General features: G+C 69.7%; 21 protein-coding genes. 13 read left to right on the top strand and 8 right to left on the bottom strand.

Annotated features, from left to right (window positions below; genetic code table 11):
- Positions 1-65 precede the first annotated feature (65 nt).
- Complete coding sequence (locus FFS51_RS07605; protein ID WP_137877970.1) at positions 66-509, top strand: nuclear transport factor 2 family protein; 444 nt, start codon at positions 66-68, stop codon at positions 507-509.
- Between the two features lie 110 nt (positions 510-619).
- Here FFS51_RS07605 and FFS51_RS07610 read toward each other — a convergent pair whose 3' ends face one another.
- The 5 genes from FFS51_RS07610 to FFS51_RS07630 form a co-directional block, all read right to left on the bottom strand.
- On the bottom strand, positions 620-1,429 hold the full coding sequence (locus tag FFS51_RS07610; RefSeq protein WP_137877971.1) for an aldo/keto reductase: 810 nt from the start codon (positions 1,427-1,429) through the stop codon (positions 620-622).
- Positions 1,426-1,818 (bottom strand): nuclear transport factor 2 family protein, encoded by a 393-nt coding sequence (locus FFS51_RS07615; RefSeq protein WP_137877972.1) that lies wholly within the window; start codon positions 1,816-1,818, stop codon positions 1,426-1,428. The genes FFS51_RS07610 and FFS51_RS07615 overlap by 4 nt, the downstream gene beginning before the upstream one ends.
- A 20-nt stretch (positions 1,819-1,838) precedes the next feature.
- Positions 1,839-2,669, bottom strand: a complete 831-nt coding sequence (locus FFS51_RS07620) for a MoaF C-terminal domain-containing protein (protein ID WP_137877973.1) — start codon at positions 2,667-2,669, stop codon at positions 1,839-1,841.
- Positions 2,669-3,799: a zinc-dependent alcohol dehydrogenase gene (locus tag FFS51_RS07625; protein ID WP_137877974.1), complete on the bottom strand. Its 1,131-nt coding sequence runs from the start codon at positions 3,797-3,799 to the stop codon at positions 2,669-2,671. Before FFS51_RS07625 ends, FFS51_RS07620 begins: the two co-directional genes overlap by 1 nt.
- A gap of 129 nt (positions 3,800-3,928) precedes the next feature.
- Entirely contained in the window at positions 3,929-4,879 is a 951-nt protein-coding gene (locus tag FFS51_RS07630; protein WP_137877975.1) for an AraC-like ligand-binding domain-containing protein, read from the bottom strand.
- A gap of 212 nt (positions 4,880-5,091) precedes the next feature.
- Here FFS51_RS07630 and FFS51_RS07635 point away from each other — a divergent pair, with 212 nt between their 5' ends.
- Genes FFS51_RS07635 through FFS51_RS07670 form a run of 8 tightly spaced genes read left to right on the top strand, consistent with a single transcriptional unit; the run spans position 5,092 to position 13,465 of the window.
- Positions 5,092-6,408 carry an ABC transporter substrate-binding protein gene (locus FFS51_RS07635; protein WP_171006139.1) on the top strand — a complete coding sequence of 439 codons (1,317 nt, stop codon included), beginning with the start codon at positions 5,092-5,094 and terminating at the stop codon, positions 6,406-6,408.
- Between the two features lie 7 nt (positions 6,409-6,415).
- Positions 6,416-7,291 (top strand): branched-chain amino acid ABC transporter permease, encoded by an 876-nt coding sequence (locus FFS51_RS07640; protein WP_137877977.1) that lies wholly within the window; start codon positions 6,416-6,418, stop codon positions 7,289-7,291.
- Positions 7,288-8,322 (top strand): branched-chain amino acid ABC transporter permease, encoded by a 1,035-nt coding sequence (locus tag FFS51_RS07645; RefSeq protein WP_137877978.1) that lies wholly within the window; start codon positions 7,288-7,290, stop codon positions 8,320-8,322. Before FFS51_RS07640 ends, FFS51_RS07645 begins: the two co-directional genes overlap by 4 nt.
- Positions 8,319-9,029, top strand: a complete 711-nt coding sequence (locus tag FFS51_RS07650) for an ABC transporter ATP-binding protein (RefSeq protein ID WP_045248586.1) — start codon at positions 8,319-8,321, stop codon at positions 9,027-9,029. The genes FFS51_RS07645 and FFS51_RS07650 overlap by 4 nt, the downstream gene beginning before the upstream one ends.
- Complete coding sequence (locus tag FFS51_RS07655) at positions 9,026-9,757, top strand: ABC transporter ATP-binding protein (RefSeq protein ID WP_045248587.1); 732 nt, start codon at positions 9,026-9,028, stop codon at positions 9,755-9,757. The genes FFS51_RS07650 and FFS51_RS07655 overlap by 4 nt, the downstream gene beginning before the upstream one ends.
- Complete coding sequence (locus FFS51_RS07660) at positions 9,754-11,298, top strand: GMC family oxidoreductase (protein WP_137877979.1); 1,545 nt, start codon at positions 9,754-9,756, stop codon at positions 11,296-11,298. Before FFS51_RS07655 ends, FFS51_RS07660 begins: the two co-directional genes overlap by 4 nt.
- 20 nt (positions 11,299-11,318) lie before the next feature.
- Complete coding sequence (locus FFS51_RS07665; RefSeq protein WP_137877980.1) at positions 11,319-12,725, top strand: aldehyde dehydrogenase family protein; 1,407 nt, start codon at positions 11,319-11,321, stop codon at positions 12,723-12,725.
- A gap of 5 nt (positions 12,726-12,730) precedes the next feature.
- Positions 12,731-13,465, top strand: coding sequence for an SDR family NAD(P)-dependent oxidoreductase (locus FFS51_RS07670; RefSeq protein ID WP_249352682.1), 735 nt, complete (start codon positions 12,731-12,733; stop codon positions 13,463-13,465).
- 115 nt (positions 13,466-13,580) lie between these two features.
- Here FFS51_RS07670 and FFS51_RS07675 read toward each other — a convergent pair whose 3' ends face one another.
- A complete protein-coding gene (locus FFS51_RS07675) occupies positions 13,581-14,027 on the bottom strand; it encodes an SRPBCC family protein (RefSeq protein ID WP_137877982.1) in 447 nt (148 codons plus the stop codon).
- Positions 14,028-14,041: 14 nt separating this feature from the next.
- Positions 14,042-14,599 carry a TetR/AcrR family transcriptional regulator gene (locus tag FFS51_RS07680; protein ID WP_045248591.1) on the bottom strand — a complete coding sequence of 186 codons (558 nt, stop codon included), beginning with the start codon at positions 14,597-14,599 and terminating at the stop codon, positions 14,042-14,044.
- 118 nt (positions 14,600-14,717) lie between these two features.
- Here FFS51_RS07680 and FFS51_RS07685 point away from each other — a divergent pair, with 118 nt between their 5' ends.
- The 4 genes from FFS51_RS07685 to FFS51_RS07700 all read left to right on the top strand — a co-directional run bounded on the left by FFS51_RS07685 (position 14,718) and on the right by FFS51_RS07700 (position 18,075).
- On the top strand, positions 14,718-15,680 hold the full coding sequence (locus FFS51_RS07685) for an alpha/beta hydrolase (RefSeq protein ID WP_137877983.1): 963 nt from the start codon (positions 14,718-14,720) through the stop codon (positions 15,678-15,680).
- 82 nt (positions 15,681-15,762) lie between these two features.
- Complete coding sequence (locus FFS51_RS07690; RefSeq protein WP_137877984.1) at positions 15,763-16,731, top strand: hypothetical protein; 969 nt, start codon at positions 15,763-15,765, stop codon at positions 16,729-16,731.
- Between the two features lie 85 nt (positions 16,732-16,816).
- The gene (locus FFS51_RS07695) at positions 16,817-17,275 is read left to right on the top strand and encodes a DUF6069 family protein (protein ID WP_137877985.1); all 459 of its coding nucleotides are present in this window, start codon (positions 16,817-16,819) and stop codon (positions 17,273-17,275) included.
- Positions 17,276-17,313: 38 nt separating this feature from the next.
- Positions 17,314-18,075 carry a potassium channel family protein gene (locus FFS51_RS07700; RefSeq protein WP_137877986.1) on the top strand — a complete coding sequence of 254 codons (762 nt, stop codon included), beginning with the start codon at positions 17,314-17,316 and terminating at the stop codon, positions 18,073-18,075.
- 4 nt (positions 18,076-18,079) lie between these two features.
- Here FFS51_RS07700 and FFS51_RS07705 read toward each other — a convergent pair whose 3' ends face one another.
- Positions 18,080-19,309 carry an LCP family protein gene (locus FFS51_RS07705; protein ID WP_249352683.1) on the bottom strand — a complete coding sequence of 410 codons (1,230 nt, stop codon included), beginning with the start codon at positions 19,307-19,309 and terminating at the stop codon, positions 18,080-18,082.
- Positions 19,310-19,330 lie beyond the last annotated feature (21 nt).

The raw sequence follows: 19,330 nt of genomic DNA on the forward strand, positions 1-19,330 counted from the left end.
TTCAACACATCCTGGCCAGAATTCAAGTAGCGTCCCAGCAGGGGCACCGCCGAAACGAGGTCCGCATGACCCTGCCGCTCCACCCCGAACCCGTCGACCGCTCGCACCCTGCGTTCCGGCCGAACGCCGAGCCGTTCTACGCGATCGTGCGGGAGGGGCTGGGTGATCTCGTCGACGGTGAGCACTTCTGGGACGCCGTGGCGGAGGACGCCGAGTTCGAGTTCCGTTACGTCTTCGCCGGGTTCGGGCCTGTGATCCGCGGGCGCGCGGCCTACATGGACTGGTTCGCCGGCTACGACATGCAGATCGAGCGGGCCGACGGGCTGCAGGTCGCGCACGACGCCGACCGTGGCGTCGTGACGCTCGAATACGAGGTGCACGGACGCACGGTCGCGGGCCGCGCGTACGACAATCGGTTCTGCTCCGTCGTCACCCTCGTCGATCGGCGCATCGTCGGCTGGCGCGACTACATGGACTCGCTCGCCGTCATCACGGCTCTCGGCGGCTGACGCGGGGCCGCGGCATCCGCCATAGGGATGCCGCATACCTCGCGCGCTGCGGCGGGTCCACCAGCGAGGTTGCGATGCGAACCCTCACTACGCGACTACCCCGGCGCAGCTCACCCGGCGATTGTCTCGATCCGCGACGGGCCGTCGGGGCACACGCGGTCGATGACGGCGAGCGTCGACTCCGCCAGCGGTCGATCGAGCGCGGCGAGGTTCTCGCGTTGCCGGGCCGGGAATCTCGCCGTCGGCAGCGGGATCATCCCCCGAGCCGCCGACCAGGCGATCGCCAGCTGCGCCGGGGTGAGACCCTCCTCGCGTGCGGCGCGCACGAGCACCGGATGCCGCAGCACCCCGTCTCCGAGGCCCGTCGGATGCGCAGCGAGCACCCTGACGCCTCGGCCATCGAGGTCGCGCCGCAACTCGCGCTGGGGAGCGAGCGGGTGCACGACGATCTTGTCGACGGCCGGCAGTTCTCCGGTCGCCTCGAGAAGGGCGTCACTCTCCGCCGCGCCGAACCCCGCGACACCCACGCGGCTGACGAGGCCTCGCACCCGGGCCTTCGCGAGCGAGTGCCAGGCCGCCACCGAGCGCGCCGCCCCGATCCACGGCACCAGCATGAGATCGATGTGCTCCAGCTGGGTGCGTAGAAGGAACTCCTCGACGAATTTCGTCGCCTCGTTCGCGCTCGTGCGACTCGCGGGCAGCCGGGTCGCGACCGTGACGAGATCACGCGGGACGGCTGCCGCGGCAATCGCCGCGCCGACCGTGCCGTCGTTGTCGTAGTCAGGGTCGGTGACGATCAGGCGGAAGCCGTCGTCGATCGCCGCTGAGACGATATGGATGCCGCCGCTGCCCCGCACACCCGCGACCGCCAGTCCGATCGGGGGGATGCTCGCCGAGGCGGGACGGGCGGGTGCGCTCATGGCGTCATCGCTGTCCGAACCTGCGCGCTGTCGACGATCTGCTCGAAGCTGACCACCCGGTCGGATGCCAGTCGCCAGACGTGCGCGACCCGCGCGGTGAACGGGCGCCCGGTCTGGCGGAAGGTACCCGAGTAGGTGCCGATGCCGATCTGGACATCGCCGGCATCGACGAGCTCATCGAGGTCGAAGCGATAGCCGTCGAAATCGCGGGCGAGGGCTTCGAAGACGTTGACGCGCACGGCATCGGGGCCGATGTACGTCCCCGCGCGTGGGAATCCGGCCGCCTCGGTCCACGTGGTGTCGGCCTCGATCGGCGCGAGCATCCCGGCGAGATCGCCGCCGGCGCTCGCCTCGTAGTGGCGCGTGATGATGTCATGAGCGCGAGTCATGGCGGTGTCCTTTCGGTGGGTCAGACGGGCTGGACGTCGGGGTACACGACGTTGCCGAGCGGATAGATGTGGCCGCCCGCGCGCCGGTGATCGGCGCCGCCGTCGGGTGCGGTGCCGAGGAAGATCCCCGTCGTTCGCAAGGCGTAGCCCAGGTCGTGCAGCCAGACGCTCGCGACCGGGATCACGAACTCGCGGAACGTGAACAGGTAGAGGCCGGAGTCGTCGAACTTCCACACCGTCGACATGTCGACGTCGCCGTGCCCGCGCTGCTCGCCGTGGAGGCACTGCCAGCAGTAGCGTTCGCTCGAGAGGAACACGTGCTCGTACAGGTGCACAGGGCTGTAGCGCACGAGCTCGCGGAAACCGATCAGGTCACGAGAGGGCGCGGGCTTCACCCCCGTCACATCTTGTCCGACGACACGCCCCGCGGCGATCGTCTGCTGCACCTGCGGCATTCCCGGTCGCGGCTCGCCGATCACGGAGTGGATGATCAGTGCGCGACCGGTCGTCTCCGACCAGAACACCGTGATCGCGTCCTGAGACCGCGACGCGAGGGGCAGGTTGAAGAACACCACGTCGTCGCGCACACGCACGGCGTCGTACGGGTCCACCGTGCCATCCGGTGCGCTCAGAAGGGCTGCCGACCGCCACCGGGCGGTGCCATCGGCCAGGACGTCCACGGCGAGACCGATGCCGCCGTCGAACTCCCAGGCGATCGATCGTCCGGCGAGGTCGGCCTGCGGCATCCGATAAGTGTCGATTCCGGTCGCGAAGTCGTCGTATGACTTCCACGTGCCCTGGTCGGCATCGTGGGTCGTGCGCGAGACGGTGACGTTCTCGGAATGGGACATCAGTGACCTCCGGTGAGAGTGGGTGAGGGGGAGGGGATGAGGAGTACGGCCTTGATCAGCCCCTCCGTACGACCGCGAACGGCGGCGAGCGCGGTGCTCGCCTCATCGAGCGGGAAGATGTGGGTGATGAGCGAGGCGAACGGGAATCGCGCCTGATCGAGCAGTGTGATGGCGCGTTCATAGCCCCCCGCGGCAAGGAACGACGGCAGGATGTCGATCTCCCGGGTGAGGAGGTCCTCATCCGGTGCGATCGTGAGCGCCGCGCCGCCGCCACATGCGCCGGCGAGCACAACCCGACCGCCGCGCCGGACCAGACGGATCGCGTCCTGCTGCGCCGTGGGATTCCCGGCGCACTCGATGACCACGTCCGGACCGCCGGGGAGCAGGTGGCGAATCCGCGAGTGGAGCTCGGCCCCGCGCTCTGCGAGGGTGTCCGTCGCGCCGAACGAGCGTGCGAGCACCCGCCGCTCGGGGCGACCGCCGACGACGATGACGTGCCGGGCGCCGGCCGCCGACGCCACCGCTGCGACGAGCAGACCGATCGGGCCCGGGCCGATGATCACGACGTCGTCGCCGAGGCCGACGCGACCGCGCTCGACCGCCCGCACCGCGACCGCGAGAGGCTCGGTGAGCACCGCGACGTCGTTCTGGAGTGTGGGCGGAAGCACGTGGATGACGCCCTCAGGGGGAACCACCAGGTGGGTGCCGTAGCCGCCGGTGAAGGGCGAGAGCGTGCGGGGGATGTTCACGCCCATCTGGCGCCCCGCCGCAGGTGAGACCGCGGGATCGTCCCGCTCACAGAGGTTGCGCCGACCCTCGCGGCATCGCGCGCACCGCCCGCAGGCCAGCAGCATCTCCACCACGACGCGATCACCGACGCGCAACCCCGGGCGGGCCGCCTCGGTGCCGATCGAGATCACCGTTCCGACGAACTCGTGACCGGGCACCAGCGGGAACGGGTCACCGATCTCGCCGTCGAGCAGGTGCAGATCGGTTCCGCAGATGCCGACGCGGTCGACGGCGACCACGACATCGGATGCCGCGGGCACGGGTGCCGGGCCGGTGACCGTGTCGATCAGGCCGGGAGCGACGAACAGGACCTGCGTCGCCGTGCCGGTCGCGTCGTTCATGCGAGTGTCCTTCCCCGCGGCGCATCGTCGTGCCGCTGTGTGAAGGCTCGCGTGCCCGGACGCGGGGCGGTTGCGTCGGAGCGCGCAGATGTTGAATCGGCGCGCAGTGTGCCCCTCCCGGGGGCGACGTCAGCGGCGGGTCATCCGGGACCGGAACTCGGACGGGGTCTCGCCGTAGACAGACTTGAACGTGCGCGAGAAATGGGCCACGTCGGCGAACGACCAGCGGGCGGCGATCGCCGTCACGGTCATGTCCGCGAAGTCCGGGTCGGCGAGTTCGTCGCGGCATCGCTCGATGCGGCGCAGCCGGATGTAGGAGCCGACGCTCATCCCCTCGGACTGGAACAGCGAATGCAGATAGCGCACCGAGATGAAATGGGCGTCCGCGATGAGCGACGGCGTGACGCCCGGGTCTTCGAGCACTGCGTCGATGTACGAGTAGATCCGATCGATCAGCCGTTCGCCGCCAGCGCCCTCCGTCGCCGGCAGCGAGTCTCGCAGCAGGATGTTGACGAGGTCGACCGCATTGCGCGCCAATCGCCAGCCTGTCGCGGTGCTGACCGCCTCGAGTCGCCCGGCCAGTTGCAGGAGCACGCCGCCGACCATGCTCCCCAGGTGGTCGTCCTTGCCCAGCGCAGTCGCCGTCAGCCGGGCGATGCGATCGTCGGACAGGTCGACGAGCCGCTTGGGGAACATGGCGACGATCGTGCGGATCGATGAGTCGTCGAACGCGAGCGTGTACGGACGAGTCGTGTCATAGACGGCGATGTCGCCCGGTGACAGCACGACGTCGCGGCCGTCCTGGCAGATGAAGCCGGAGCCTTCGACCATCAGGCTCACCTTGTAGCTCGGTTCGGACTCCGACTCGGCGACGAGGCGGCGTGTGCGCTCGACCACATGCGGATCGGCGGCGATCTCGACGATCTTCAGGTCGCGCAGCTCGGCGCTGCGCGCCGCGGCGTGGAAATGGTGCGGGCGCCGACTGGAAACCTGCAGGGGGACGAACGTATCGCGCACGTTCTCACGGAAGGCCGTGAACGAGTCGATGTGGTGGAGCGGGCTCGGGGTGGCGTGGAGCATTCGGGGTTACCTCCAACGAGTCGCGGTCGCCGGTGACCGCGTGGTCTGCATCGTATATGACCGACGACGTCGCGGCTACGGCGCCTGGAAGACGTTGTGCACGCACGTGCAATGCGGGTGCCTCGCCGTTCAACGGCCCCCGCGCCGGTATTGCGAGGCTGTCCGCGACGCAGCTGTCCCTCGCGTCGCATCTCGTACGAAGGAGTACACCCATGAATCGCACCATGCGGGCACTGCTCGCGGTAGCGGCGACAACAGCTGTCATCGCTCTCGCGGGATGTGTTGCCGACACCTCTGCGTCCCCCACATCCGGCGGCTCGGCGGCCGCCGGGGCGGCCGCGTGCGGCCTCGGCAACGGCCAGAAGGCCACCGGAACCCCGATCAAGGTCGTCGCCATCGCCACCGAATCCGGCGGCGTCGACTTCTCGTCCTCCCCGAATTCGGCCAAGGCCTACTTCGACTGCATCAACGACAACGGCGGGATCAACGGCCGCCCGATCTCCTACCAGGTCGGAGACGACGCCCTCGACCCCACCAAGACGGCGCAGATCGCGACCGGCTATGCGTCCGACTCCTCGATCGTGGCCTCGGTGGGCGACGCCTCGTTCGTCGGCTGCCAGCAGCAGAACGACGCCTACAAAGCGGCGGGGCTCTACTCGATCCTCGGCGTCGGGGTTCCGCAGTCCTGCTTCTCGTCGTCGAACCTCGCGCCCGTCAACGCCGGACCCCGCATCTCCGCCCTCGCCACGCTGCAGTACTTCGAGCGCGCCGGGCAGGCCGGCAAGTTCTTCGCGATCGGCATCAACACCCCGGGCAACGGCGACTGGGTGGCATCCGGAATCTCGGCCTACGCGAAGTCGAAGGGTATCGACCTCGTCGGCAATGTGCTCTCCGACCCGAACGAGAGCAACTGGCTTCCGCTCGTGAGCCAGATCTCCTCGAGCGGCGCGACGAGCCTCGTCATCGCGGACCCGGCGCCGATCACCGCGTCGATCCTCACCGCGGCCGAGCAGCAGGACGCGAAGGGGTCGATCCAGTGGTCGTGCACGGCATCCTGCTACGACAAGCAGTTCGGGCAACAGATCGGCCAGTACTGGGACGGCTTCGTCGCCAACTCCGAGCTGCAGCTCGTCACGACCACGACCGGCGCCGACCAGACCCTCTGGAAGGCCGTGATGGACAAGTACGCGGCCGCCGACGCGCCGCGCGACACGTTCAGCCAGGCCGGCTTCCTCGCCGCCAAGATCTTCACCGACACCCTCATCAAGCAGTTCCCGGATCCGTCGAAGATCACCCGCGACACCGTCTCGCAGGCGCTCCTCGGAATCAAGGGCTTCTCCTCCGACCTCCTGTGCGCCCCGTGGTACTACGGCGTCGCCGACCAGCATCACGCCAACCACGCGACCCGCATGGCAAAGCTCGTCAACGGCGAGTGGCAGGAGCTCGAAGGCTGCCAGAACGTGACGGACCCCGAACTGAACTCGATCGAACAGGCCGAGCAGTCCCAGGGTCTTCTGACGGGGAACTGATCACACCATGAATCTGCTGCCCTTCCTCGTCGCCGGCCTCGTGATCGGTTCGGTGTACGCCCTGTCCGGAGTCGGGGTGCTCGTGCTCTACCGCACGACCGGCGTCCTCAACTTCGCCCACGGCGCCATCGGTGCGTTGGCCGCGATGCTGCTGTGGCAGCTGATTCCCACCCAAGGACGTCTGCAGCCCGCGATCGGGATCGCCGTGTGCATCCTGATCGCGGCTGCGGCCGCCCTGCTGTTCGGGCTGCTCGCCGGCCCCTATCTCGCGCGCATCGACGAGCTGCGCAAGGCGATCGCCACCCTCGGTTTCGCCCTCGTCATCATCGGCGTGCTGCTGTTCACCTGGAACGACAAGGCCCGCACTCTGCGGCTCGACACCAGCTCGATCGCGATCAACGTCGGCGGCACCCGCGTGAACCTCACGCAGATCATCTGCCTCCTGCTCGCCGTGCTCGTCGTCGTCGCCACGGTGCTGGCCTTCCGCTACACGAGCATCGGCATGTCGATGCGAGCGCTCGCCAGCGACCGCGAGCTCGCCTCGGTCGTCGGCACGAACGTGCGACTCGTCGAGAACGTCGCCTGGGCGCTGTCGGGCGCGATCGCCGGAGCCTCCGGCATCCTGCTCGCCAACCAGACCCGCCTGGAGCCCGCCTTCCTGACCTTCCTCATCATCCCCGAGCTCGCGGCCGTCGTGATCGGACGCTTCTCCTCACTGTGGCTCACGCTGGTCGGCGGACTCGTGATCGGTGTCCTGCAGACCCTCGCGTCGGCGTGGGAGCCGATCACCGCCTACGCGACGATCGTCCCCTTCCTCATCGCCACCGTCGTCATCCTCATCGGCCGACGTCGCGTGCTGACCATCGGAGTGGTGCGCTCATGATGTCCTTCCTCGCCCGCCGAAACACCCGTGTCGGCGCGATCGGCCTCCTCGTGGGCCTCGCGCTGGCGGTGGTCATCCCGTTCCTCCCCGGTATCGGCCAGGGGTCCGGCCTCTTCGCGCTCACCGCATGCGCGATCTACTCGCTCGCCGCCCTCGCCGCCGGCATCCTCTACGGGCGCCTCGGACTCGTGTCGCTCATGCAGATCGCCCTCGTCGCTGTCGGCGGATGGGTGACGCTGCGCCTCTACTACGCGACCGATCTGCCGTTCGAGCTGGTCGCGGTGGCGGCGGCCGTCGTCACGGCGCTCATCGGAACGCTCCTGAGCCTTCCCGCTCTCAAGCTCTCGGGACTCTCCCTCGCGATCGTCACCCTCATGATCGCGGGCGGCATCCAGGTCGTCATCACGGCGACCGGGTTCCCGAACGGCGGAACCGGGCTCCTCGGGCGTCTCCCCGCCGGCACGGTTCCCGACACCATGCCGCGGCCGACCTGGGGTGCCTCGGACGATGCCTACTTCCGGTATGTCGCGGTGGTCGTCGCGGTCGTGTTCCTCGCGGTCTGGTGGCTCCTGTCCTCCCGGGTGGGACGCGCCTGGGCGGCGATCCGGCAGGGTGAGGCGGGCGCCATCACCCTCGGTATCCCGGTGACGCGCTATCGCATTCTGGCCCTCCTGATCACCAGCTTCATCACCGGTCTGTCGGGGGCGCTCCTCGCGGCCAACACGGGGGTGCTCGACTCCACCGGCACGACCTTCAGCGCGCAGCAGTCCGTGCTGCTGTTCGCGACGGTGCTCATCGGCGGCACGTTCTCACTGAGCGGCGCCGTGATCGGCGGCATCTTCTTCTACGGCGTGCCCGTGCTGCTCCAGGCGTGGGGCGTGAGCGGCGATCTCGTGTTCATCATCCTGGGCCTCGGCACGATCCAGGCCATCACGACCAATCCGATCGGCATCGCCGGCTCGGTCGCCGCGCTGGCGCGTCGATGGCGAACACCGCGCCGTGCCTCACGTGCACGCGAGGTGACCGCATGAGCCGCCTCGTCATCGATCGCGTCACCGTGCGCTACGGCGGCGTCACCCCGCTCGACGCGGTCAGCCTCGAGTTCGAGGACGGGGTCTGCGGGATCATCGGACCGAACGGTGCCGGCAAGACCACGACCTTCAACGTGCTCTCCGGGTTCGCCATCCCCGCGGAGGGGAGCGTGCACCTCGACGGGGAGTCGCTGCTGGCCGTGCCGCGGCATCGTCGCGCTCGCTGGGGGCTGCGCCGATCGTTCCAGCAAGAGCAGGTGATCCGGTCGTTGACCGTGCGTGAGAACCTCCTCCTCGCGGCGGAGAACTCGGGCGCGACCCGAGCGTCGGTCGACGCCGCGCTCGACTACGTGGGCCTGGATGGGCGGGACCGGCTCGGGAGCGACCTCACGATCCTCGAACGGCGTCTCGTCGAGATCGCCCGCTGCGTCGTCGGCGAGCCGCGTCTCGTGCTGCTCGACGAGCCCGCCGCCGGTCTCGATCCGGCCGAGTCGGAGATGCTCCTCGGGGTGATCACCGGGATTCCGGCGACGACCGGCGCGCTGGTCCTCCTCGTCGACCACGACATGGATCTCGTGCGTGCCGCGTGCGCGACCGTCGCGGTGCTCGACTTCGGGCGCCGCATCGCGGCCGGGTCAACGGCCGAGGTGCTCACGTCCCCCGACGTCCGCAAGGCGTATCTCGGTATCGAGGAGGAGAAGGCATGAGCGAGCAGCTGGCGATCCGCGACCTCACGATCCGTCGTGGCGGGCGCGAGGTGGTGCGCGGTGTCGATCTCACCGTCCCGCGCGGCGAGGTGACGGCGCTGCTCGGGGCGAACGGGGCGGGGAAGTCCTCGCTCGTGCTGGCGGTCGCGGGGCTGCTGCGCGACATCCGCGGCGACATCGAGCTCGACGGCAGGGCGATCCGCGGGCTGCGTCCGAACCGGGTGCGGCGGGCGGGTCTCGCGACCATGCAGGAGGGCCACCGCGTCTTCACCGACATCTCGGTCGCCGACAACCTGAAGATCGCGGCTCTCCTCCTGCCGCGGCGCGACCGCGGTGCCGCCGTCGAGGAGATGCTCGACATCTTCCCCGAGATGCACGGGTTCGCCGACCGTGCGGCGGGCTCGCTCTCGGGCGGACAGCAGCAGATGCTCGCGCTCGCAAGCGCGCTCGCCGCCCGCCCCGAATACCTCGTCATCGACGAGATGTCGCTCGGACTGGCGCCGGTGATCGTCGCGCGTCTCGTACCGGTCCTGCGCAGCGTCGCCGCGCGCGGCGTCGGCATCCTTCTCATCGAGCAGTTCACCCATGTCGCGCTCGATCTCGCGACCTCGGCCGTCGTGCTCGCGCAGGGGGAGGTCACCCTCCGTGAGAGCGCGGCGACGCTGCGTGATCAGCCCGAGCAGCTCGCGGCCGCCTACCGACTCACCGAAGCAGAGGAGCAATCATGACCCACTACCCCTACATCGTCGTGGGCGCGGGGACGTCCGGATCGATCGTCGCCCGCCGACTCGCCGACGCCGGCAAGCGGGTGCTGATCGTCGAGGCGGGCCCCTCCAACCGCACCGAGCTCGTGCAGGACCTCAGTCACATCCCCGACCTCTGGCACACCGAGCGTGACTGGGACTACTACACGGCACCGCAGGCGCACGCGGCGGGCCGCCGCATCCATCTGCCGCGCGGGCGGGTGCTCGGCGGGTCCCATTCCCTGAACGCCGCGATCTGGGTGCGCTGCCTGCCGTCCGACTTCGATGGCTGGGCGGCAGACGGATGCCCCGGCTGGGCCTGGGCGGACGTCGAACCGGTCTACCGGCGCATCGAGGGCTGGCGCGGCGCGCCGGATCCCGCGCGCGGCACAGAGGGGTTGCTCCCGATCGAAGAAAACCAGCCGATGCATCCGATTCAGGAGTCGATCATCGACGCCGCCGTGGAGTGGGGGCTCGAGCGCAACCCCGACTACAACTCGGGGTCGATCGAGGGTGTCTCCCGTCAGCAGGTGACGGTCGAAGACGGCGACCGGGTGAGCACGTGGGACGCCTACGCGCACCCGGCCGTCGCTGCCGGAACGCTCGATGTGCGCACCGGGGTCGTCGTGCGGCGGGTCATCGTGGCGGACGGCCGTGCCACGGGGCTCGAGATCGAGTTCGACGGTCAGCTCGAGGTTCTGACGGCGGATGAGATCGTGCTGGCCGGGGGAACGTTCGGCTCGGCCGAGGTGCTGCTGCGCAGCGGCATCGGCCCGGCCGAGCAGCTCGCCGACCACGGCATCCCGCTGGTCGCCGACCTTCCCGTAGGCAAGAATCTCCACGACCACTATCTGGTGCCCGTCATCTTCGGCACCGAGCGGCCGGTCGAGGCGCCCGCCCCCCATCGCTCGGTCACGCAGAGTCATTGGTTCTGGAAGTCGGATCCCGCCCTCGAGGTGCCCGACACCCAGCCGATCACGTTCAGCGTGCCGATGCTCGAACCCGACATGTCGTTCGAGGGCACCGGGTTCACGCTCATGGCCGGGCTCGTGACGACCCACAGCCGTGGCGAGGTCACGCTCGCCGACGCCGGGGACCCTGCCGGCATCCGCATCGATCCGCACGTGCTGGAAGATCCGCGGGATCTCGCGAGCATCCTCGCCAGCGTGCGCCAGTGCCTCGAGGTGGGTGCGCAGCCCGCACTCGCCGACGCGTGGGGGGCGGCGGTCGTCTACCCTGCACCCGGCGCCGGCGACGATGCGCTGATCGCCTACATCCGCGAGCACGTCATCACCTACCACCACCAGGTCGGCACGTGCCGGATGGGCTCCGACGACCGTGCCGTGGTCGATCCGACGCTGCGCGTGCGCGGCGTCGCCGGTCTCACCGTGGCCGACGCGTCGGTCATCCCGACGGTCACCACCGGCAATACCAACGCTCCGGCCGCAGTCATCGGCGAGAAGGCGGCAGACTTCCTGCTCGCGTCAGCCGACGCGCCCGTCGCGGTCACCAACGCCGCCGTCTGAGCGCACCCGATCTCGAGGAGATGAGAACGATGAACCCCCTTCTGCAGCGCGTCAGCGTCGACGGCGGACGCCCGATTCCGGATGCCGCGACCGGCGAGACCATCGGCTACGCCCCCGAGCACGTCGTGAACGACCTCGAGGCGCTGATCACGAGGGCACGCATCGCGCAGCCGGCATGGGCAGCACTACCCGCCAGCGAGCGCGGCGCGCTGCTGCATGCGGCGGCCGAGCGGGTCGCGCTCGTCGCCGACGAGCTGGCCGACGCGGTCTCGCGCGAACAGGGCAAGCCGCTCAACGGCATCGGCGCCCGCGTCGAGGTGGGGGCGGTGCAGGGCTGGCTCCATGTGAACGCCGACCTCGAGGTGGCCCCCGAAGTGCTCGTCGACGACGCCGAGAACTACTCCGAGCTCATCTACAAGCCGGTGGGTCTCGTCGGCGCGGTGGGTCCGTGGAACTGGCCGCTCATGATCACGATCTGGCAGATCGCCCCGGCGCTGAAGATGGGCAACGCGGTCATCGTGAAGCCGTCGGAGTACACACCGCTGAGCGTGCTGGCGCTCGTCAGCATCTTGAACGAGGTGCTTCCCGAGGGGGTGCTGCAGGTCATCTCGGGCGGCCGGGCGGTCGGTGCGGCGCTGACGTCGCACCCCGCCTTCGGGAAGATCATGTTCACCGGCTCGACCGCGACGGGCAAGGCTATCGCCGCGGCATCCGCTCAGAACCTCACTCGGCTCACGCTCGAACTCGGCGGAAACGACGCCGGCATCGTGCTTCCCGGCACCGATATCGACGCCCACCTCGACGCGCTGTTCTGGGGCGCGTTCATCAACACCGGGCAGACGTGCGCCGCGCTCAAACGCCTGTACGTGCATGAGTCGCAGTACGAGCAGGTGCTCGACGCTCTCGCCCGGAAGGCCGCCGCAACCCCGATGGGGCGCGGCGTCGACGAGGCGAACGAGCTCGGTCCGCTGCAGAACGCGATGCAGTTCGACATCGTCGCGCGCCTCGTCGACGACGCGCGCGCCCGCGGACGCCGCATCGTGACGGGCGGCTCGCCGGCGCCACATCTCGGGCGCACGTTCTTCGAGGCGACGATCGTCGGCGATGCTGTCGACGGCGACCCGATCGTCGACGAGGAGCAGTTCGGGCCGGTGCTGCCGGTGATCCGCTACGACACGGTCGAGTCGGCGATCGCGTCGGCCAATCGACTGGATGCCGCGCTCGGCGCGTCGGTGTGGGGCGACGATCCCGCGCAGACCCGTGAGGTGGCGCTGCGGCTCGAGGCCGGCACCGTGTGGATCAACAAGCACGGCGGTATCCACCCGATGGTGCCGTTCGGCGGCATCAAGGGATCGGGATACGGCATGGAGTTCGGGTTCGAGGGGCTGAAGTCCGTGGCGGTGCCCGTCGTCATCACGTCGCGATGAGCGTCATGCGCACCGCTCTGGTCACCGGCGCGGGCCGGGGCATCGGCCGCGCGTGCGCCCTCGCGCTCGCCGAGACGGGGGTGGCGGTGCTGGTGACGGACCTCGATGGCGATGCCGCGGACGCTGTGCGTGCGGAGATCGCGGATCGGGGCGGCGTGGCGCTGGCCCAGGCGCTCGACACGACTTCGAGTGAGGAGCACGCGCGCGCCATCGACCTCGTGCGCGCGCACTGGGGCGGGCTGGACGTGGCGGTGAACAACGCCGGGATCACGCATCCGGCGACGGACACGGCGGACGTCTCGCCGGTGCAGTGGCGCCGCGTGCTCGACGTCAACCTCGATGGCGTCTTCTACGGCGTGCGCCTCCAGCTCCCCGCCCTGCTCGAGCGCGGCGGGGGAGTGATCGTCACGCTCTCCAGCCTCGGCGGTGTGCGGGGGCTCGTCGGGATGTCTCCCTATGCGGCCGCGAAGCACGCGATCAACGGCCTGATGAAGACGGTCGCACTCGAGTACGGAAGTCGCGGTGTGCGGGCGTTGGCTGTCGGGCCGGCCTACGTCGCCACCGGTCTCGAGCGCAACCTGCCCGCGGACGTGCAGGCGAGCCTGCCCGGCCTGCACGCACTCAACCGCATCGGCCAACCGGAGGAGATCGGGGCGGCCGTCGCCTGGCTCGCCAGTCCGGCGGCAAGCCTTATCACGGGGTCGTACATCCCCGTCGACGGCGGCTACCTGGCGCGCTGATCGGCTGAGCGCCGCCAGAGAGCGCACGGCGGGTCGCCGCGAACCCGGCATCGCGCGTCGGCATCGATGATCGCCGCTGACGCGCGGGATGGCCCGGCGCCCGCGTGCCTCCCGCTCAGCCCCCGCCCGCCTGCAGGAGGTGCGCGTTGCGCTGCCGGATGAGTCGGCGCAGGTACGGCACGAGCACGAGGCGCTCGGCGACCGCGCCGAAGACGGGGGAGGCGACCTCGATCACGTCGGTCATCACCGTCCCCGCACCGTCGTGCTCGAAGAGGTGTTCGTGCCGGAACCGCCGGAACCGCCCGCTGACCTGTTCGTCGACGTATCGGTGCGGTCGATCCAGCGAGCTGATCCGGGAGGTCATCGTGATCCATACGCCGAAGTGGCGTGCGCGCCATGTCACGGTCTCGTCGAGCCCGATGCGTCCGGAGGTGGTTCCGGCGATGGCGCGCTCACCGGCGTCCGCCATCGACGCGAGGTGCAGGTCGATGCTGAGGGAGAGGTCGAAGAGGTCGTCGACGGGCACATCGGTGCGAGTGACGATGGTGAATCCGGATGCCACGTCCCGCCGCCTGCTCAGTCGGCCAGGGCGGCGTCGATGAGGGTCGCGGCCGCGGCGCGGGCCTGCGCCGCGGCATCCGTCGTTCCGGCGATGGCGGCGGTGGTCTGGGCGCCCTCGGCGAGGATCGCGAGCTGCGGAGCGAGGCTCGCCGGGCCGCCGGCGTCGGCGACGAGCTCGGCGACGTACCGTTGGAAGTCGATCTTGTGCTCGCGCACGGTGCGGGCGACGGCCGGGTTGGCGGCACCGAGCTCGGCGAACGCGTTGATGAACCCGCAGCCGCGGAAGTCGGCCTCGTCGAACCAGCCGGCGAGGTAGTCGTAGACCGCGAGCAGCCGCTCGCGCGGGTCGCTGATCGCGTCGACCGCGCCGGTGACGCCGTCGGTCCACATGCCGTGGCGCTTGTCGAGCACGGCGAGGATCAGGTCGTCCTTCGACGCGAACTCCTTGTAGAGGGCCCGCAGCGAGACACCGGCGGCGTCGCGCACGGCGTCCATGCCGACCTGGCCGATGCCGCGCGTGTAGAAGAGGCCGTCCGCGGCGTCGACGATGTGCCCCCGAACCTCATCGCTCATGAGGGCAGTCTACTTGACAGTGAGAACGAGCGTTCTCTACAGTGGGGATCACGCGATGAGAACGAGCGTTCTCATTCTCTCGACCCCGAGACGCGCCCCACGAAGGAGACATCGGATCATGGCTGGAAACCCCCACAAGCTCGCCCTCGAGCCCGCCGCGCAGGCGTTCGTCGACGCCACCAGCGAGCCCCCGTTCCTCTACCAGCTCGCCCCCGCCGACGGTCGCGCCGCCGTGGACGGCGTGCAGGACGAGCCCATCGAGAAGCCCGAGATCGACGAGGAATGGGTCGAGATCGCCGGCGGCCCCTCGGGTTCCGTGAAGGTTCGCATCGTGCGCCCCGCCGGCGCCACCGGTGTGCTGCCGGTCGTGCTCTACACGCACGGCGCGGGCTGGGTCTTCGGCGACGCGCACACCCACGACCGTCTCGTGCGCGACCTCGCCGTCGGTGCCCGTGCGGCCGTCGTGTTCCCCGAGTACGACCGTTCGCCCGAGGTGCGCTACCCACACGCCATCGAGCAGGTCTGGGCGACCGCGCAGTGGATCGTCTCCGACGGGGCATCCCATGACCTGGATGCCGCCAAGCTCGCCGTCGCCGGCGACTCGGTCGGCGGCAACATGACCGCCGCGCTCACCCTCCTCGCCAAGCAGCGCGGCGGCGTCTCGCCGGTCGCGCAGGTGCTCTTCTACCCGGTCACCGACGCCGCGTTCGACACGCCGTCGTACGAGACCTTCGCCGAGGGATACTTCCTCGCCCGTGACGGCATGCGCTGGTTCTGGGACCAGTACACGACGAGCGAGAGCGACCGCGCCCAGATCACCGCGTCGCCGCTGCGCGCCGAGCTGTCCGACCTCGCCGGCCTTCCGCAGGCGCTCGTCATCACGGCAGAGGCCGATGTGCTGCGCGACGAGGGCGAGGCCTACGCGGCGAAGCTCCGTCAGGCGGGCGTTCCCACGACCGCCGTGCGCTACCAGGGCATCGTGCACGACTTCGTCATGGTGAACTCCCTGCACGCCACGCAGGCCGCGACAGCCGCGGTCGCTCAGGCGGTCTGGTTCCTGCGTCAGGCGTTCTCGGCGTAACGCGGGGGAGGTTCCGACGGATCGCAGTAGAGTCGGCGGTGACCAACGGAGGTTTCCGGGCGGGGGGATCGAAGGGGGACGCATGGACACGGTCGTGCTCATCGCCGTTCTCTTCGTCGTCAGCGCCGTTGTCTTCGCGATCGTCGGAACCTCCTCGACCCGCGCCGCGGGAGCCGCAGCGGATGCGCAGCGGCTCATCCGGGCGGCCGGCGCAGCCGGCGTCGCCGCCGTCGCGTCGACGCTGCTCTATCTGCTCTACGCGGCCACTCCGGCTCTCGCGACACTGATCATCGGTGACGTGGCCATGGTCACCGCTCCGGCGCTGATCTGGTTCGCGCTGCCGGCACCGAGAGCGGTGCGCACTGCGCGTGCCGCCGTCTCGGTGGCGTTGCTTCTCACGGTGTGGATGACGTCGGCCACGGCGCCGATCGCCACCTCGGTGCTGGTCAAGACGATTGCGCTCGTCGTGATCACGGCCGGGGTGGCGATCGCCGTGCGGCGACGCGAGATGCGCGGCCGGCCCGGCGCGACGACGCTGTTCGCCACATTCGCGGGGTACGCCCTGTACTCGCTCGTGCGTGTGGTGCTCGGGATCGTCGCCGTCACCGGCGCGGCCCCGATCTCGAGCGACCTGTCGACGAACCTCACCAGCCTCGCGGGTGTGGCCGCGGTCATCGGCACGGGCATCGGATGCGTGCGCTTCGCGCGCACGAACCCCTCCTCGAGGGTCGCGCGGCCGGCGGCGCGGCTCGCCGGTGACGCAACGGCGACCGCGTGGACCGTGCGCGTCGCCGCTCCCGGGTCGCCCGATGAGCCTCCCCTCGGAGCAGCCGAGCTGCTCGGAGCCGTGAAGGACCTGGATGCCGCGGCCACCCCGCACCCGAGCGGCCACGTCGTGTTCCGCTCGACGCTTCCGCCCGACGCCGTGCGCGACATCCTCGTTCAGCGACTGGCACTCGCCGCGCACATCCCGCGCAGCGACGTGGCGAGCAGACTCACGATCGAGGCCGGGCCGGAGCCCGGCACTGCGGAGGGTTCCGCCCCGGAGTGAGGCGCGACATCCTCAGTCTCATCTGGGAACCGCGCCGCTACCGTTCGCCGAGGACGCGCACGGGGCGCGACGGAAGGGACCTGTCATGAGCGCAGGATCGACGCGTACGGCACCGTTCGGACTCGACCTCCCGATGGGGCGTGCTCAGCCGTCGGCGGTGCGCACGGTGATCGCGATCGTCGTCGCCGTGGTCGGCTCGATCGCCGCATGCGCCGTGCTCGCCGCGCTCGGGCCGATCGTGTTCCCGCGCACCGCCGGCTATGAGCACTACGCCTTCGCGGACTACGCCAAGCTCACGACGATCGGCGTGATCGGGGCCGGCATCGGCTGGCCGATCGTGACCCTCTTCTCGACCCGCGCCGCGCGGCTCTATCTCTGGCTCGCGATCATCGTGACCGTCGTCTCCTTCGCCCCCGATCTCTGGATCTGGTGGAAGGGTCAGGACGGCCAGGCGGTGTTCGTGCTGATCGTCATGCACGTGGCCGTCGCGGCGGTCACCTACCCGGCGATGGTCTTCATCGCGCCGCAGCGCCGCCGCGCCTGACGACGCGAGGTCATCCGCAGGCGCGCGATAATCGCCGCATGTACGGGGAACGGTATGAACGCTGGCGGCGACTGACGGAGTGGCCGCTCACGGCGGGCGGGAGCCTCTTCCTGCTGCTGTATGCCATCAATGTGCTCGCCCGCCCGACGGGCGGAGTCGCGATCGGTGTCACCGCGTTGCTGGTGGCGACGTGGCTGTTCTTCTTCGTCGACTACGTCGTGCGACTGGTGCTCGCCGAGCAGCGACGCCGGTGGTTCGTGCGACATCTGCTCGATCTCGCGGTCGTCGTGCTGCCGATGTTCGGCACGCTGGAGGTCATCCGGTACCTCATGGTGTTCGCGCTGATCCAACGAGGCACGGGGTCGATCCTGCGGGGGCGCGTGATCGTGTACTCGGCGGGCACCACGGCGCTGACGGTGTTCGTGAGCGCGCTCGCCGTGTACGACGTCGAACGCGGAAGCCACGGGCCGATCGTCACGTTCGGCGACGCGATCTGGTGGGCGTGCACGACGATCACGTCGGTCGGCTACGGCGACTACTACCCGGTGACGACCACCGGTCGCATCGTGGCGATCGCGCTGATGGTGGGCGGCATCGCGCTCATCGGCGTCGTGACCGCGACCATCGCCTCGTGGATCATCGAACGCGTGGCGGCGTCCTCTCCCGCACCTCCCGTGCCGGCAGAGCTCGTCGCCCAGCTGCGGGACGAGATCGCGGCGCTCCGCGCCGAGCGACAGGCGGATGCCGCGGCCGCGCCGCCGTCCGCCGCCGCCGCGCGGGTCGTCGACCCGCCGGCATGAGCGGTCAGTTCACGCAGGGGAGCACGCCGGATTCCATGGGCTGCTGCGAGTTCGTGTAAGTCTGCGAGGTCGGCGCCGGACTGGGCGCGGCGGATGCGGTCGAGCTCGACGTCGCCGTGGGCGCGGGGGTCGCTGTGGCGGTGGGCGGGTTGATGAGGTTCTGCACGATGGCGGCGATCTTCGTCTGGTCGACGATGTTGACGCTCTGACCCCCGATGGTGCCGAACTTCTCGATCGGGAGGGTCTGGAACGTGATGTTGCCTCCGGCCAGCCGCTGCGCGTCGCTCGCGAGGCTCAGCAGGTCGAACCCGGAATCGAGTGCGACGTACTGCTTCGCGGTGTCGATGAGCGTCTGCAACGTGCCGAGGTTCGTGAAGGTCTGCGTCTGCTTGAGCTTCAGCGCGAGCGAGACCATGAACGCCTGCTGGCGACGTGTGCGGTCGAGGTCGGTGAGGAAGACGTTCTTGTACTGCGTATCGCGGCGCTGGCGCACGAAGGCCATCGCCTGCGAGGCATCCAGCTGCTGCACGCCGGCGGGGAAGTTCGCGCCCGAGTAGTAGTCGGCGGTCGCGTGGTTGAGGCAGACGGTGATCGGCTGAACGGCCTGGGCGACGCGATAGAACGCCGCCATCGTCACCTCGACGAAGTGGTCGATGCGCACCCCGCCGAGGAACTGCGAGACGGTCTGGATCTCTGCTTCGCGGGCGTCGTCGCGCGCCTGCTGGTAGGCGGTCGCCTTCGGCGTGCCCTTCGCGAGCAACGCGTTGTACGAGGCATCCAGTGTGCGGCCGTAGTCCTCCTTGATCTTTCCGTGCGTGACGCCGGCGGGCTTGTTCGCGTAGGCCACGTAGTCGTCGCGGGGGATCGATACACCGACCGCGGGGCCGCCTCCGGCGGGGATGTGGATGTACATCAGCACGTTGGTGTTGTAGCCGCCGACGCTCTCGTCCTCCGCGTGGATCGCGTTGTAGATGTCCTGCGGGTAGGGGTTGCCATCCTCATCGACGCGGCTGTCGAGGCCCATCACGAGGATGTTGACCTCGCCGGTGTTCTGCGCGACGCCGCCGTCGGGCATCGAGATGTCCGATCGGTGGATGCCGTTCAGGTCGGCGAGGGTCATCACGATGCCGACCGCGGCGACGATCACGGCGATCGTGACGACGGCGAGCGCGCTGAAGATGATCCGGCGGCGGATGATCACTCGACGGGAGACGGGCTTCGAACGGCGTGACACCGCCTCATCGTGACGGCGTGC

It is taken from the genome of Microbacterium sp. 4NA327F11 (genome assembly GCF_005503465.1).
GTDB classification, from domain to species: domain Bacteria; phylum Actinomycetota; class Actinomycetes; order Actinomycetales; family Microbacteriaceae; genus Microbacterium; species Microbacterium ginsengisoli.